The organism is Acinetobacter sp. AND/436 (assembly GCF_049546925.1).
GTDB lineage: Bacteria > Pseudomonadota > Gammaproteobacteria > Pseudomonadales > Moraxellaceae > Acinetobacter > Acinetobacter indicus.
Genome location: NZ_JBMXBO010000001.1, coordinates 347,606 through 361,321, shown reverse-complemented (window position 1 = coordinate 361,321; position 13,716 = coordinate 347,606). Strand labels below are relative to the sequence as shown.

At 46.1% G+C, this 13,716-nt stretch carries 12 protein-coding genes, 2 tRNA genes and 2 pseudogenes; 11 read left to right on the top strand and 5 right to left on the bottom strand.

Going from position 1 to position 13,716, the window contains the following annotated elements; all coding sequences use genetic code 11:
• From ACPEPR_RS01775 to ACPEPR_RS01745, 7 genes and pseudogenes are all read left to right on the top strand, one after another.
• Positions 1-183: pseudogene (locus tag ACPEPR_RS01775) on the top strand (hypothetical protein); the annotation flags it as partial.
• A gap of 36 nt (positions 184-219) precedes the next feature.
• Positions 220-318 (top strand): annotated as a pseudogene (locus ACPEPR_RS01770) (transposase domain-containing protein); the annotation flags it as partial.
• A gap of 201 nt (positions 319-519) precedes the next feature.
• The gene (ssb, locus tag ACPEPR_RS01765; RefSeq protein WP_423561854.1) at positions 520-1,077 is read left to right on the top strand and encodes a single-stranded DNA-binding protein; all 558 of its coding nucleotides are present in this window, start codon (positions 520-522) and stop codon (positions 1,075-1,077) included.
• Positions 1,078-1,319: 242 nt separating this feature from the next.
• Positions 1,320-1,883 (top strand): alkyl hydroperoxide reductase subunit C, encoded by a 564-nt coding sequence (gene ahpC, locus ACPEPR_RS01760; protein ID WP_005180661.1) that lies wholly within the window; start codon positions 1,320-1,322, stop codon positions 1,881-1,883.
• A 200-nt stretch (positions 1,884-2,083) separates the two neighbouring features.
• Entirely contained in the window at positions 2,084-2,959 is an 876-nt protein-coding gene (locus ACPEPR_RS01755) for a pirin family protein (RefSeq protein ID WP_180036822.1), read from the top strand.
• Positions 2,960-3,392: 433 nt separating this feature from the next.
• Positions 3,393-4,691, top strand: a complete 1,299-nt coding sequence (locus ACPEPR_RS01750) for an FAD-dependent oxidoreductase (RefSeq protein WP_034598019.1) — start codon at positions 3,393-3,395, stop codon at positions 4,689-4,691.
• 3 nt (positions 4,692-4,694) lie between these two features.
• Positions 4,695-5,519 (top strand): methyltransferase domain-containing protein, encoded by an 825-nt coding sequence (locus ACPEPR_RS01745; RefSeq protein WP_168384324.1) that lies wholly within the window; start codon positions 4,695-4,697, stop codon positions 5,517-5,519.
• Between the two features lie 61 nt (positions 5,520-5,580).
• Here ACPEPR_RS01745 and ACPEPR_RS01740 read toward each other — a convergent pair.
• The 3 genes from ACPEPR_RS01740 to ACPEPR_RS01730 all read right to left on the bottom strand — a co-directional run bounded on the left by ACPEPR_RS01740 (position 5,581) and on the right by ACPEPR_RS01730 (position 6,967).
• A tRNA-Thr gene (locus ACPEPR_RS01740) sits at positions 5,581-5,656 on the bottom strand.
• 222 nt (positions 5,657-5,878) lie between these two features.
• Positions 5,879-6,106 carry a hypothetical protein gene (locus ACPEPR_RS01735; protein ID WP_005180651.1) on the bottom strand — a complete coding sequence of 76 codons (228 nt, stop codon included), beginning with the start codon at positions 6,104-6,106 and terminating at the stop codon, positions 5,879-5,881.
• 771 nt (positions 6,107-6,877) lie between these two features.
• Positions 6,878-6,967: transfer RNA gene (locus ACPEPR_RS01730), tRNA-Ser, on the bottom strand.
• A gap of 121 nt (positions 6,968-7,088) precedes the next feature.
• Here ACPEPR_RS01730 and ACPEPR_RS01725 point away from each other — a divergent pair.
• On the top strand, positions 7,089-8,969 hold the full coding sequence (locus ACPEPR_RS01725) for a potassium transporter Kup (RefSeq protein WP_104490119.1): 1,881 nt from the start codon (positions 7,089-7,091) through the stop codon (positions 8,967-8,969).
• Between the two features lie 89 nt (positions 8,970-9,058).
• Here ACPEPR_RS01725 and ACPEPR_RS01720 read toward each other — a convergent pair whose 3' ends face one another.
• A complete protein-coding gene (locus ACPEPR_RS01720; RefSeq protein ID WP_160255422.1) occupies positions 9,059-9,706 on the bottom strand; it encodes a hypothetical protein in 648 nt (215 codons plus the stop codon).
• Positions 9,707-9,970: 264 nt separating this feature from the next.
• On the opposite strand from ACPEPR_RS01720, the gene ACPEPR_RS01715 reads away from it, so the two are divergent.
• Together ACPEPR_RS01715 and ACPEPR_RS01710 are read left to right on the top strand one after the other, a co-directional pair.
• Positions 9,971-11,053 carry a DNA/RNA non-specific endonuclease gene (locus ACPEPR_RS01715; RefSeq protein WP_104483901.1) on the top strand — a complete coding sequence of 361 codons (1,083 nt, stop codon included), beginning with the start codon at positions 9,971-9,973 and terminating at the stop codon, positions 11,051-11,053.
• A gap of 69 nt (positions 11,054-11,122) precedes the next feature.
• Positions 11,123-11,368 carry a hypothetical protein gene (locus tag ACPEPR_RS01710; protein ID WP_005180612.1) on the top strand — a complete coding sequence of 82 codons (246 nt, stop codon included), beginning with the start codon at positions 11,123-11,125 and terminating at the stop codon, positions 11,366-11,368.
• A 195-nt stretch (positions 11,369-11,563) separates the two neighbouring features.
• Here ACPEPR_RS01710 and ACPEPR_RS01705 read toward each other — a convergent pair whose 3' ends face one another.
• Positions 11,564-12,580, bottom strand: a complete 1,017-nt coding sequence (locus ACPEPR_RS01705; protein WP_005180609.1) for an AraC family transcriptional regulator — start codon at positions 12,578-12,580, stop codon at positions 11,564-11,566.
• Positions 12,581-12,690: 110 nt separating this feature from the next.
• On the opposite strand from ACPEPR_RS01705, the gene ACPEPR_RS01700 reads away from it, so the two are divergent.
• Complete coding sequence (locus tag ACPEPR_RS01700) at positions 12,691-13,323, top strand: hypothetical protein (protein ID WP_075175519.1); 633 nt, start codon at positions 12,691-12,693, stop codon at positions 13,321-13,323.
• Positions 13,324-13,716: the final 393 nt, after the last annotated feature.

Here is a 13,716-nt window from a genome sequence, read left to right as displayed (position 1 = left end):
AATAAAGATCAATGGGATTGGCGGGCGGAGCTTTCTAGAAATACATCCTTACCGTGGTCAATCGAACTCATCGAAAAATATAAAGATCAATGGAATTGGCTGGAGCTTTCTTGGAATGAGTCGATTCATTGGCCAAAATTATCGATAAATATGGTTGATGAGATCATGCAGTATAATCAATGACGGATTCAATAACGAAGTGAAACACATTTGTCATGGTATGCCTATTTCAGTGATGTGCTGAAAAGGCTGCCGACGCATAAAGCGACCCAAATAGAAGAATTACTACCACATCGCTGGAAATCCAACTCAAATTAAAAAATAGGCATGGGGTTCAGCGGACGCTTACCTTGTAACTATCTAATAGTTTTTTTGTAACAAGATGATTTGGCAAAAAATGAGTTATGTGCTTAAAAAATAGTCTCTTATTGTTACAGAAATATAAATAGAGTTAAAATATAAAAAATTACTTTAATTAATTGATATAAAAAAATTAAAAAATAATTATAGTAAAGATTAGTGAGCAAAGTTATTTTAGTTGGTACTTTAGGTCGAGATCCAGAAACAAAAACTTTCCCGAATGGTGGCTCGCTTACTCAATTTTCCATTGCCACCAGTGATGCGTGGACCGATAAAACCACCGGTGAGCGTAAAGAGCAAACCGAATGGCACCGTATTGTGCTGCATAACCGTTTAGGTGAAATCGCGCAGCAATACTTACGCAAAGGTTCAAAAGTCTATATTGAAGGTTCGCTGCGTACCCGTCAGTGGACCGATCAGAATGGTCAGGAACGCTACACCACAGAAATTCGTGGCGAGCAAATGCAGATGCTGGACTCTGGTCGTCAGCAAGGTGAGCAGGGCGATAATGGTTTTAGCCAGCCACGTTTTAACAATAACCAGGGCGGTGGTTATAGCAATAACAACCAGGGTGGCTATGCGCCGCAAGCTCAAGGTGGTTTTAACAACAATAATGCTGGTGGTGGCTATGGCAACCAGGGCGGTTATCAGCAACCGAAACCAGCTCCTGCTGCAACGCCTGCACCGGCAGATTTGGATGATGACTTACCGTTCTAAGGTCATCATCTAAAGCAGAAATTGATAAAAACCCTTTGTTTTGGCAAAGGGTTTTTTATTGCCTGTGTGAAAAGTAGGATCGATCAATTGAAGAAAACGATAAAAACTTCAATGGAGATAGAATATTTAAATCTGTATTTCCGATTATTTTTATAAAAAAGTACTGTTTTACCGATTTACCTCAGTTTTGTATTCTAGCTTCACAAGATAAGCAATCCCCACAACGCACTGAGGAATACAAAATGAGTTTAATCAATACCCAAGTGAAAGCCTTTAACGCTACTGCTTACCAGAATGGTCAATTCATTGAAGTGTCTGAGCAGGACATGATCGGTAAATGGTCGGTGGTATTTTTCTATCCTGCAGACTTTACCTTTGTCTGTCCAACCGAATTAGGCGATCTGGCTGATCATTATGCTGAATTCCAGAAAATGGGCGTTGAAATTTATGGCGTATCCACTGATACCCACTTCACCCATAAAGCCTGGCACGATACTTCAGACGTGATTGGTAAAATCCAGTATCCACTGATTGGTGATCCGACCTGGACTCTGGCAAAAAACTTTGAAGTGTTAATTGAAGCTGAAGGTCTGGCTGACCGTGGGACCTTCGTAATTGACCCAGAAGGTACCATCCAGATTGTTGAAATTAACGCTGGCGGTATCGGCCGTGATGCCCAGGAACTGCTACGTAAAGTCAAAGCAGCGCAATATGTTCATGCACACCCAGGTGAAGTTTGCCCGGCAAAATGGAAAGAAGGTGAAGCAACGCTTGCACCGTCAATCGACCTGGTCGGTAAAATCTAATCCAGTTGTATTCATCTTCTGATGAAAATCCAGAACTCCGGTTCTGGATTTTTTTTGTCTGTTGAAACAGAAACCAGCAGAATCCGGATACGCCCGGATGATTCTATTCTTGCAATGCAGTATGCCAGATTTGCGCTAGCTGGCCGCACTACAAAGGCTTAACATGAAACGATCAATTCTCCTTGCAGGCGCAGGACAGTATGAAAAAAATAATTGGTTTATATCGAAACAAAAACATGCACTGGGTCGGTGATGGTTTTCCGGTACAGAACCTGTTTGCTTATGACCGTTTAGGTCAGGCCATCAGCCCGTTTTTAATGCTCGACTATGCTGCGCCTTATCCGTTTGAGGCAACGACAGCGCAGCGTGGTGTGGGTTCACATCCGCATCGTGGCTTTGAAACCGTGACTCTGGCCTATCAGGGCGCCGTCACCCATCAAGATTCGGCCGGTGGCGGGGGCACCATTCAGACGGGTGATGTGCAGTGGATGACAGCCGGTGCCGGCGTGGTGCATGAAGAGTTTCATTCTGCCGATTTTGCCGAAGCCGGTGGACTGTTTGAAATGGTCCAGCTCTGGGTCAATTTGCCAGCCAAAGACAAAATGACCACGCCGCGTTATCAGGCCATTGCCGCTGCCGATATTCCCCGGATTGAACTGGACGATGCCGCCGGACACCTCCGGGTGATTGCCGGGAACTATTTAGGTCACACCGGGCCGGCACAGACCTTTAGTCCGGTCAATGTCTGGGATGGTAGCTTGCATAAAGATGCGCAAACCTTTGTGCATGTCCCGGTGACTCACAATGTCCTGCTGGTGGTGCTAAAAGGCGAGCTGCTGGTGAATGGCAATCAACAGGTGCAGGACAGTTCTATCGTGATGTTTGCCCGCGATGCCGAGCCGACCATTCAGTTGCAGGCGCAGCAGGAAACACAGTTTTTAATTCTGACCGGTGAGCCATTAAATGAGCCAATTCAAGGCCATGGTCCTTTTGTGATGAACAGCAAACAGGAAATTATTCAGGCCTTTGAGGACTTTCATTCTGGTAAGTTTGGCCAAATTCCGCCGCAAAGCTAAGCATTCAGCGATCCTGCTGCGAAAAGAAAAAAGCCTCTGATAAAAATCAGAGGCTTTCTTGTTATTGCGCTGTTAAGTTTCTTGTTTTATCTCATTTGTATCATTATCTGTAATGGTTTTATGTGATGTGGTTGTCATTCTTGTGTGGGGCGTATACTAGCGGAAAGCACGCGCTTTGTAAAACAACTATTCTAAAACTGGTTAATTTATATCTATTGTTTTTAAATGATTTTTAAAAATTAATAAATAAAATTTTAGGTATTTCTTATATTTACACGGAGCTTGGAAATACGTTAAAAAATGTAACAGAAGTGGCATTTTAGAACTTTATTACACTTTGTAAAAAGGGTGAATCTGGTAGTTTTTAATAGCTCATTTTGGCAAGGCATGGTTCATAATTTCGGTCAATGTTTTCATTAACGGATAAGACGTTTTGGATATTGCAGTCATCGGTAGTGGCATGGCTGGGCTAGCTACCGCAAGAATTCTTAAAGATGCAGGGCATAACATTACAATTTTTGAAGCTCTGCCTGGACGTGGAATGGACAGCCACAGTACTGAGTTTGAAGGCGGTTTAATTGACGCACCGCTGCGGGTCATGAATCCGCATTTGTGGAAAAACACACTCAGTTTAGCCACCTATCTGGGTATTCCGACCTTCCCGGTACGGACCTATATGGCCTGTAGCTGGTTATTTGAAGACCGGACCGAAACCTGGTTAACCACCTCGCGTACGCGTATCGGGAATTTCCCGATTATCAATAACCGTAAAGGCTTGCAGCAATACGGCTGGCGTCTGGTTAAAGGCATGTTGCAGTTAAAAACGGCAATTGCCAAATTCTTCCGGTCGAAGAATCAGGACATTACCCTGGCTGAGTTCATCAACCAGAATGAAATTGAAGAAGTGTTCTGGCATGGCGCGGTAATGCCGGTGTTGTACACCATCTGTACCTGTAACCCGAAAACCATTGGCGAATGGCCAGCGAAGCCGCTGTTGACCTTCTTGCGTCAATTGACCGATGGTGATGCGCTGTTGCGTATTCAGGGTGGCACTCCGGCGCTGGTGAATAAGCTGATTGAAGGTATTCATATCAAGAGTGGTTCACCCATCACCCATATTAGCCAGCAAGATGATCAGGTCTATGTCAAAAATGCCGAAGGCGAAACTGCGGTATTTGACCGTGTGGTGGTGGCCACCCCAACTACCAATATCGAGAACTTCCTCGATCGTGAACAGTTTGCCGAAGATATTGCCTTGTTAAAGCAGTTCAAGTTTGAACAGGGCGAACTGGTGATTCATACCGATAGCACAGTGATGCCGCCAAAACGCAAAGACTGGTCGGTACTGAGCTATATGATGGACCGCAAGTTTACCCGTCAGCAATTTACTGTCTGGCTAAACTCGATTGAGCCATCGCTGGTCGGTAAAACGCCGGTGTTCCAGACCTGGCGTCCGGTCACGCCTATTGATCCGAAGAAAGTCATTTCTTCTGTCACCCTGACCCGTGCGGTGGTGGATTCAAAAACCGTGGCGCTGAACAAAGAATTGCAACAGCGTCATAAAGTCGCTGATCGCAAGGTGTTCTTCTGTGGTTCATGGTCATGTGACGGCTTGCCAATTTTAGAATCAGCCGTGACTTCAGCCATGCATATTGCAGAAATTTTTGGTGCACCGTTGCCGTTTGTGGGCTTAAAACCTAAAGTAGAGGTTGCTCCCCAACTCGGCTATTAATCTATGCGCTGGCTTCAGGCAATTTTTCGACAGGCTCCTTCCCATAAATATGCAATCAATGCAGCGCTTTTGGGAGATCCTGCCGAGTTGCCCTGGAGCAATCTGGGCTACTGGCACTCATCTGCACAGGACTATCCGGCGGCGTGCCAGCAGCTGGCCGATCATTTGGCCGAAGCCGTTCAGTTGCAATCCACAGATCGGCTGCTCGATTTAGGCTGTGGACAGGGCGCCAGCCTGTTGCACTGGCAACAGCATTATCAACTCTCAAATATTACCGCCGTTGAACTGCAAACGACCTGTGTCGAGCAGATTCAAGCGCGCTGGCTAGAGCTGCCAATTTATGCGCAGTCTTTTTTAAATTTAAAAAATCTCATGCCTCTGGCGCCGTTTGATGTGGTGCTGTGTATTGATGCGGCCTATCATCATGCTTTGAATTCATTTCTGGATGCCGTGCAACCGGTTTTAAATTCAAAAGGCCGTCTGGGTTTTCACACCCTGATATTGTCACCGCAGTTTTTAAAATCAAATACATTACAACAGCATTCTTATCGCGCTTTATTAAAGGCGGCGGATGTGTCGTTGCCGGAACTGAAAACCGCAGCACAACTGGAGCAGTGTTTGCAGGAACGCGGTTTTACCCAGATTCAGATTGAAGATTTATCTGCACCAGTGTTAAACGGATTTGCCGAATATATCCAGCAGCTGCACTGGCCGCAGCACAGTTCTAGCCTGGACCGGATCAAGATTGCCATGACCGCAAAGCTGTGCCGACGTTTATATAAAGATGGCTGGGTGAGATATGTGCAAGTGACCGCACACAAGCAATAAAGCAGAAAAAATAGCGTCATAAAAACAACAAAGGCCCACTAAAATAGCGAGCCTAAGAAAATGGTGCCGGCACACGGATTCGAACTGTGGACCTACTGATTACAAGTCAGTTGCTCTACCAACTGAGCTATGCCGGCATTGTGGAGTTGCATTTTACAGATTTTTAATTCGGGCGCAAGCGAAAAAATAAGCAATTAAAAGTAGGCGACAGGCGCTGTTTTATTTTTATCCAGCTCTTGTTTTCGCGCTTAAACATCGTGGAAGAGGCAAGTTTCTGCTCAAGACAACAATAGCTCACGTTCAGGCGAGCTATTGTTTTGAATTTAAAATCAATGAAGTTTAAGTGCCGCAGAGGCGTGCTACTTGCTCCTTAAAATACGGTCTAAATCTTGTGCACATTCTTCAAGGGTAAAAGCCATATCGAGTTGCATTTGTGGTTTGAGTTCGTTGGCGAGAGATCTCCACTGCTCAATAAGTTTAAGGGCTTTTTGAATTTTATGTCGATTGAGGTCTTTGGCGATGGTGGGGGTATAACCACCACGTTTGGCATTTTTAATTTGTTTGACATAATTTGCGCTGTTATTCATGCTCGCTCCCGAATAGCAGTTTTTTGACTGATTGGCTTTAAACATCTTTTTTGGCACGATTAAATGAAGAATATTTTTTAAGTTAATAGTTTTAAACAGTTGTTTATTTTGCCTATTGTTCTCCTTGTTCTGTTTAGGTCTGTGTTTAACATAGCACAATGCTTGCTGCTGTAAAGCTTGCGAATTCTATGCCACTTTTTACTGTTTTAGCATGAGATGATGACTTTTTGTTGACATCTGTGGTTTAAAAACAGGTTGGAACTGTGGCAGGCTGTAACTTTCACATATATGCGGCAGGATGGCATAACCCGAAGATCATGCTTAACAACCCAAGAGATGAACGGGGAGTCAGAAAAATTGATGCTATTTTCAGCAAAGCCTGAGATGGTGCTGGAAAAATAAGCGCTACAAGTCAATGAATTTATCAATATAGTTTTGAATTTGATAGAAAAAGTCTATCTCAGGTTTCCTATTTTATCTGTGTTAAAAACTTGACCATCCATTTAAATTTTAGGGAAGCAGATGCGATAGATGCTCTGCTTTTTCAACTATAAATTTAAATTCAAAAGCTGATGAATTTAAAACTTAGCGGATGTATTCAGGCTCAAGTTTTTAAATTCAAAAAAATAAAAGTACTGTTGTTATTTTAAAATCTAATCCAGAAACAATCAGATAATTTCACTGTCTGGAACTGAATAATTTTGAAAAAGCAGAAAAGTCGAAGCATAAAAAAAGACCCAAATTTTACAATTTGAGTCTTTTTAAACATTCTGGCGGTGAGAGAGGGATTCGAACCCTCGATACGCGTCAACGTATACACACTTTCCAGGCGTGCTCCTTCAGCCACTCGGACACCTCACCATAGGCCGTGGATAATACCCAAAAAAAGTCACTCTGCCAAGCTGAAACAATTGATTTGCGGAAAAACTTTTGGGCTGGTGCTATTATGCGCAAAAATACGGTCTATCCATGAAGACATTCTATGCAAAGTACTGCAAAAAAAGCCGCCCTGCCTGTGATTACCCTCGCGGCACTGGGCGTAGTTTTTGGTGACATTGGAACGAGTCCACTCTATGCCTTGCGTCAATGTTTCCTGACCGCACATCTGGCCATTTCTGAAGGCAGTGTTCTGGGGATTTTATCGCTGATCTTCTGGTGCATGATGCTGACCATCAGCTTTAAATACGTCACCATCATCATGCGCGCAGACAACAACGGTGAAGGCGGAATCATGTCGCTGCTGGCCTTAAACCTGCGTACCACCCGTATTTCTGAACAGAAGAAAATCTACCTGATTGCACTGGGCTTTATTGGTGCATCGCTGTTTTTTGGTGATGGGATTATTACCCCGGCCATTTCGGTGCTGTCGGCGATTGAAGGGCTGAGTATTGCCACCCCGATGTTTAACCAGTGGCTGATTCCCTTATCTATCGGGATTCTGGCCGGACTGTTTCTGGTGCAGCGTCATGGTACCGGCATCATGGGCACCTTCTTTGGGCCGTTGACCCTGCTCTGGTTCCTGTCGATTGGTGGGGTGGGGCTGTGGAGTATTATCCAGACGCCGTATGTGCTGGCGATGGTTAGTCCGCACTGGGCCATTAACTTTGTGCTGGAACAGCCTTATGTGGCCTTTTTAACCATGGGCGCAGTCATTTTGACCATGACCGGTGGTGAAGCGATTTATGCCGATATGGGGCATTTTGGCCGCTTGCCGATCCGGATGGCCTGGTTTGTGATTGTGCTGCCATGTCTGTTATTGAATTACGCCGGACAGGGCGCCTTGTTGCTGCGTGATCCGGATGCGATTACCAATCCTTTCTATCTGCTGGTGCCGGACTGGGGTCTGTATCCGATGATTGCGCTGGCCACGGCTGCGGCGGTGATTGCCTCACAGGCGGTAATTACCGGTGTATTTTCGATGGTCAATCAGGCTATTCAGCTGCGTTATTTGCCGCGTTTATCGGTCAAACATACCTCAGAAGTGGAACAGGGCCAGATTTATTTGCCGTTCATTAACTGGGTACTGTTTGTATCGGTGGTGATTCTGATTCTGCTGTTTGAAAACAGTGCCAATCTGGCCAGTGCCTATGGCGTAGCGGTGACCATGACCATGCTCTGCGGCACCATTTTAATTTCCATTCTGGCCTATGGTTTCTGGCGCTGGCCGGTGTGGAAAGTGCTGCTGTTTGCACTGCCTTTTTTAATTCTGGATCTGATTTTTGTCGGTTCAACCTCACTGAAAATTGTCGCCGGTGGCTGGGTACCAATTTTAATTGGTGCCATTGTATTTACCCTCCTGATGACCTGGAAAGATGGCCGTGCCTTGCTGATTCATCATCTGGAAAAAGATGCCTTGCCGATTGAGCTGTTTATTAAAAGTATCAGCATGGGCAATGACACCAAATTTGTGCCGGGCGAAGCGGTATTCTTGACTGGTACGCCGAATATCGTGCCACATGCGATGCTGCATAACATCAAGCACAATAAGGTGTTGCATGAGCGCAATATTATGGTGACGGTGGTGACGCGCGATATTCCGTATGTGCCGCAAGAAGAGCGGGTGCAGATTGAACGGCTAGATGAACGTTTTTACCGGATTTTTATCTATTACGGTTTTAAAGATCAGCCGAATATTCCGCGCGCGTTAAAGCAGGCCTATGATGAATTGGGCTTTGAATTCGACATGATGCAAATGAGCTTCTTTATTTCACGTGAACGCATTATCAGCACAGTCGGCGAAGGCATGGCACCGTGGCGGGAAAAGCTGTTTATTTCGATGCAGCGCAATACCAGTCCGGTCAGTGACTTCTACCAGATTCCGACCAACCGGGTTGTGGAGCTGGGCAGTCAAATCCAGATCTGATGCAACGGCGTGGTCTCAACGCAACTGCAATAAAAAAACCAGAGCATAGCTCTGGTTTTTTTTGGAGGATAAAAGCCTAAAACAGGTCTTTAATTGGCTTCATTCAGGCTTGGGGCTTCAGGTAAGGCTTGAACAGGCGCTTGCATTTGCTCGGCGCCAGCTTCAGGTGCGGCCTGAATAGCAGGGTCTGCCATTGGTGCTGCTTCTGGTGCAGCGGCTAAGGCTTCCTGGGTAACATCGGTTTCGGCTTCTATACCATTCACCGGCGCTTCAGCTGAGGAGTCCATCATGGGCGCTGCATTCTGGGCGGCTTCCGCTGCAGGTGCAGTCAACTCTGCTGCGGGTGGTTCAGTAATAGGCTGTGCGCCCTGGGCCAACGGATCAGTTGACTGGCCAGCCGGTACCGGTTGTGAGGTCAGCGCTGATGCATCGGGTGCAACCGCTTGTGCCGGGGCATCATGGCCTGGCGCCTGGGCGGGTGCATCTGCCGGAATCACATCCAGCTGTGGATTGGTCGGCATCGGCTGAACCACTTGCGGATTGGCTTCAGAGACAATGCGCACCTGACCGCTGGCCACGATATCCTGCAATGAACCCGGCTGACCATTGACCGTGGTTACCACTTTGGCTTTCGACAAGCTTTCCAAGGTATCACCCGGTTGAATGGGGGGTTCGGCAAAGGCAGTTGCACTCATTAAACCGGTAATCAGGCCGGCACCCAGTAATTTGGAATACATAGATTCCTCCATCAAATTTTTATCACACGATTTTTTCGTGAACTACCTTGGCATATAACACTGGCCTGACGCAACGCAGCACACTGAAAGCCATCCAGACTTATCATAAACTGCGTTAAAACTCTGACAGACTGTTACACAGTCGCCGCCTGTACAGCGGTTTATTGTCTAATTGTTAAGCGAACAACAGCCAGAACATATACAAGCTGCAGACCCCTTGTTAAGCTCGGCCAATATGTGATTCTTATAGTTTTTAGCAGTGTAATGGCCAGAAAAAAGCGCAGTACAAATCCGCCTCTCTTTCCCTTTTTTCATCAAGGAAGTTTAAAAGTTGTTTTAGGTGTGGTGGCCGCTGGCAGTTTCGCGATTGCCTTTGGACAGGAAAAAATCAGCCAGTGGATGTCCTTGACACCAAGCACTTCGAATAGTGCCTGTCTGGAACAATTTTACCGTGATGTGCCGCCGTATTTAATTAAAGACAGCCTGCGCAAAGACAGTTATCCGCTGTGCTTTAATGGTTTTAATGTGATGTATTCCGGCGTGTCCAAAACCCCGCTGTGGGTGGCTGAAAGTCTGACCCCGGCGCGTTTAAGCCAGAAAATTCCCCGTGAAGACAGTTTCCATGAAGAAGAGCGGGTGAAAGAGCAGCACCGCGCGACCTTGGCGGATTATCGTGGTTCAGGTTATGACCGCGGACATATGGCCCCAAATGCGGATATGTCCAATAAAGCGGCGCAATACGACAGTTTCTCGCTGGCCAATATGGTGCCGCAAGCGCCGAAGAATAATCAGCAGGTCTGGCGTGAACTGGAAGAAGCCACCCGTGCGCTGGTGACCAAGCATAAACAGGATGTGTATGTCATCACCGGGCCGACTTTTAGTGGCAAAAAACTGAAAGCGATTGGTAATGGGGTAATTGTCCCGACCTCGGTGTATAAAGCCATTTACTTACCTAAAACTGGCGCAATTGGTGCCTACTATGCACCGAATGACAATTCCCTGCAGGTCAAGGTGGTCAGCGTCTGTTATTTAGAAGAACAGTTAGGCATTAACCTGTTTCCACAGCTGACCGAAGAGCAAAAACGCAATACCTATAAATTGCCGCTGACCGCCAACGCGGTAAAAGCCAATAAACCACTGGAATATTCGCATTGGGATGCAGAAAGCCAGTGTGCTGAAGATGTTGCCCCGGAGCAGCTACAGGCCTTACAGCGTCAGTTTAAATCGGGAGGTAGCACGGCCACTGCCAGTGGTACAACCTTGGATGCCGATACCCAGGATGCCATCATTAAGCAGTTGATTGAGGCCTTGTTGCACTATATCTTACAGTTAATGAATAAAAGCTGATCAGCACATATAAACGGCAGGATGGCAATTGATCCTGCCACAACAACAAGCATTACGGCCGAGGTGGGTATGTTTAAACCGTTTCAACATGGGACAGAATCTCATGCCATTCATGATCTGACTGTCGAGAATGATCTGGACTGCGTGAATGTCTATGGCAATTTACAGCTCACCAAGGACCAGGCGGGTCTGGCTGCGGCTAAAGCCTTGCAGGCACTGCTGAATGAGGTGGTTGCGGCTCTGGAAAAAGAGCCAAATCTGCCTGAAAAAGTCCAGCGTACCGAAGTACGGGAAATCGAAAATCCTTTTCTTTGACATTCTTCCTGTCTTAGAGGACAGGGTTTTTACGCTCTAACTAATAAACTGTTCATTTAAAATATAAAAAAGCCCACCGAAGTGAGCTTGTCGGGCGTGCAGCAAGATTAGTCTTTCTTGCCAACCACTTTATTCCCTTTAGCCGTAAAACCTCGCCCTTTAGGTCGGAGAGGATGTCAAACGCTTCAAATTAAACTAAAAAGATGAAAGATTGATTAAGTTGTTCTGACGCCATTGCTGTGGAGTGTGTTGGGTCCATTGTTTAAAGGCACGCTGAAAGGCACTCTGTTCCGAATAGCCGAGCAGCAGGGCAATTTCCTGTAGGCTTAAATGTGGATCTTTTAAATATTGTTCGGCCAGTAAGCAGCGCACTTCCTGAATCCGTTGCTGATAGGTGGTGCCTTGCTGCTGTAAATGCCGTTGTAGCTGCCGTACTGACAAATTCAGCTGTTGGGCAATATGCTCAATCTGGTACATATTGCGTTGTAAACCGGTCAGAATCGCTTGCTGTAAACGGTGATCAATCTGGGTGGAGTTTGGCAGTTTTTCCAGCAGTGCCTTGGCCTGTTGAAGCAATAAATGCTGTAAGGTCTGATCTCCCTGATAAAAGGGTTTCGACAGTTCCTGCAATGGCATCAGCACCTGGGTTTTTTCCTGGGAAAAACGTACCTTGCAATGAAAATACTGCTCATACAGCGCCACATGCCGTGGCGCCGGATTCTGGAAATGTACTTCATGCAGGCAAATATCCTGAAACTCCATAAAATGTTTCAGGAACTCCACCATCAGCGCAATGGCAATTTCATTGGTCAGTTGCGTGGTCATGGTTGGCGGCAGGTCAGCCCAGCGAATGGAGAGATAATTACCTTGCACTTCCACCTGTAACGGACTGCCGTCGTAGACCAGCCGGTGAAAGTCATGATAGCGTTGCAACGCTTCGCCCAGATTGTCACAGGACAGGGCAATATAGGCAATAATGCCCAGATGTTTGGGCTGCACCAGTGCGGCAATTTCCAGTCCCAACGCCGGACGCTGTAGCTGCTGTTCCAGTTCGGTCAGCAAGTCGCGCCAGAGAATATAATCAAAACGTTCCTGATGTTGAACCTGCTGTAATTTTTCTGGAACCGGCAGCTGTTGTGCTTGATAAAAGTCGTACAACAATTGGGCCAAGCCACCATAAATCGAGCCGGTATAATCCTTTATCCGTTGCATAGCTTGTCATTTTATTCTTGTCGTGATTTGTCAATCATATTCAATTTTTCCGTCAATATCTAGCCTGTGCCGACGCTTATAGTGAAGGAAAAGCACAGGAGGACTGGAGCATGTTAAAAGGATTTATTGCAGGTTTATTGGTGGCCAATGCCTTTGAATGGGTGGCACATAAATATGTATTACATGGTACCCATCGGCCGGGGCAGCCGCGTCACAGTCCGGTGCCACGCAGTATGCGTTCGCATTGGGAGCATCATCGTGAGGTGCGGAAAAATCAGTTTAATGATGAAAGCTATGTGATTGGCTGGTCGCACTGGCGCAATAAAAACGAGATTATTTCGCTGGCCGCCGCCGCGGGTGTGTTTGGGCTGGTCTTTTTCCCGATTTCCAAAGGCATGATGGCCGGCAGCATGTATAGCGCCCTGAATTATTACTATATTCACCGCCGTGCCCATTTGGAGCCAGAGTGGGCCAGAACAAAAATTCCCTGGCACTATGACCATCATATGAACAGCAATCAGGATGCCAATTGGTGTGTGACCAAGCCCTGGTTTGACTATATTCTGGGCACCCGGGTTATATCTTCACCCGATTTGCAGGAGCAGAATCCGCTCGGGATTGCCTTGCCACAGCCGCTGTCAGCACTGTTAAACCGCGGCGCGGAAAAATTCTTCCCGGCCAAATGGGTCGACCGGAATGAAAAGCCATCCCCAGATCTTGAGCCACTACCTAAAGCCAGTTAATGAGAGGGTTGTTTATCTGCTGAGCAAATTCATCGTTGATTGGCCCAAAGTCAGTATATTCGCGGAACAATAATACTGGATCAATTATGTGATAGAGATCAAATAAAACTGATTGAAAACAACTGCTTTGTAAGCTGTTGTCGTGAATTGTCAATAAAATTGGCGTTGATGGTCAATATCTGTTCAGGGAAGTTTTCTATAGTAAAGAAGCTGAAGATAGCGGCAGAACTTCTGCCTACATCGAAGGTGATTCTGTTGAAATATGTACGTTTTAATGCCAAGCGCTGTAGCAATTCTTGGTTTATAGGGAGTCTTCAGGACTCCTTTTTTTTATCTTCATTTTTTATTTGTTTTGCTTTGCCGCATAAAAAAAGAGTGTATGACTACACTCTT

Excerpts from the sequence above, each read along its gene's own strand:
- ahpC (WP_005180661.1), top strand. The coding sequence starts at position 1,320 with ATGAGTTTAATCAATACCCAAGTGAAAGCCTTTAACGCTACTGCTTAC.
- ACPEPR_RS01755 (WP_180036822.1), top strand. The coding sequence starts at position 2,084 with ATGAAAAAAATAATTGGTTTATATCGAAACAAAAACATGCACTGGGTC.
- ACPEPR_RS01745 (WP_168384324.1), top strand. The coding sequence starts at position 4,695 with ATGCGCTGGCTTCAGGCAATTTTTCGACAGGCTCCTTCCCATAAATAT.
- ACPEPR_RS01735 (WP_005180651.1), bottom strand. The coding sequence starts at position 6,106 with ATGAATAACAGCGCAAATTATGTCAAACAAATTAAAAATGCCAAACGT.
- ACPEPR_RS01725 (WP_104490119.1), top strand. The coding sequence starts at position 7,089 with ATGCAAAGTACTGCAAAAAAAGCCGCCCTGCCTGTGATTACCCTCGCG.
- ACPEPR_RS01720 (WP_160255422.1), bottom strand. The coding sequence starts at position 9,706 with ATGTATTCCAAATTACTGGGTGCCGGCCTGATTACCGGTTTAATGAGT.
- ACPEPR_RS01715 (WP_104483901.1), top strand. The coding sequence starts at position 9,971 with ATGGCCAGAAAAAAGCGCAGTACAAATCCGCCTCTCTTTCCCTTTTTT.
- ACPEPR_RS01710 (WP_005180612.1), top strand. The coding sequence starts at position 11,123 with ATGTTTAAACCGTTTCAACATGGGACAGAATCTCATGCCATTCATGAT.
- ACPEPR_RS01705 (WP_005180609.1), bottom strand. The coding sequence starts at position 12,580 with ATGCAACGGATAAAGGATTATACCGGCTCGATTTATGGTGGCTTGGCC.
- ACPEPR_RS01700 (WP_075175519.1), top strand. The coding sequence starts at position 12,691 with ATGTTAAAAGGATTTATTGCAGGTTTATTGGTGGCCAATGCCTTTGAA.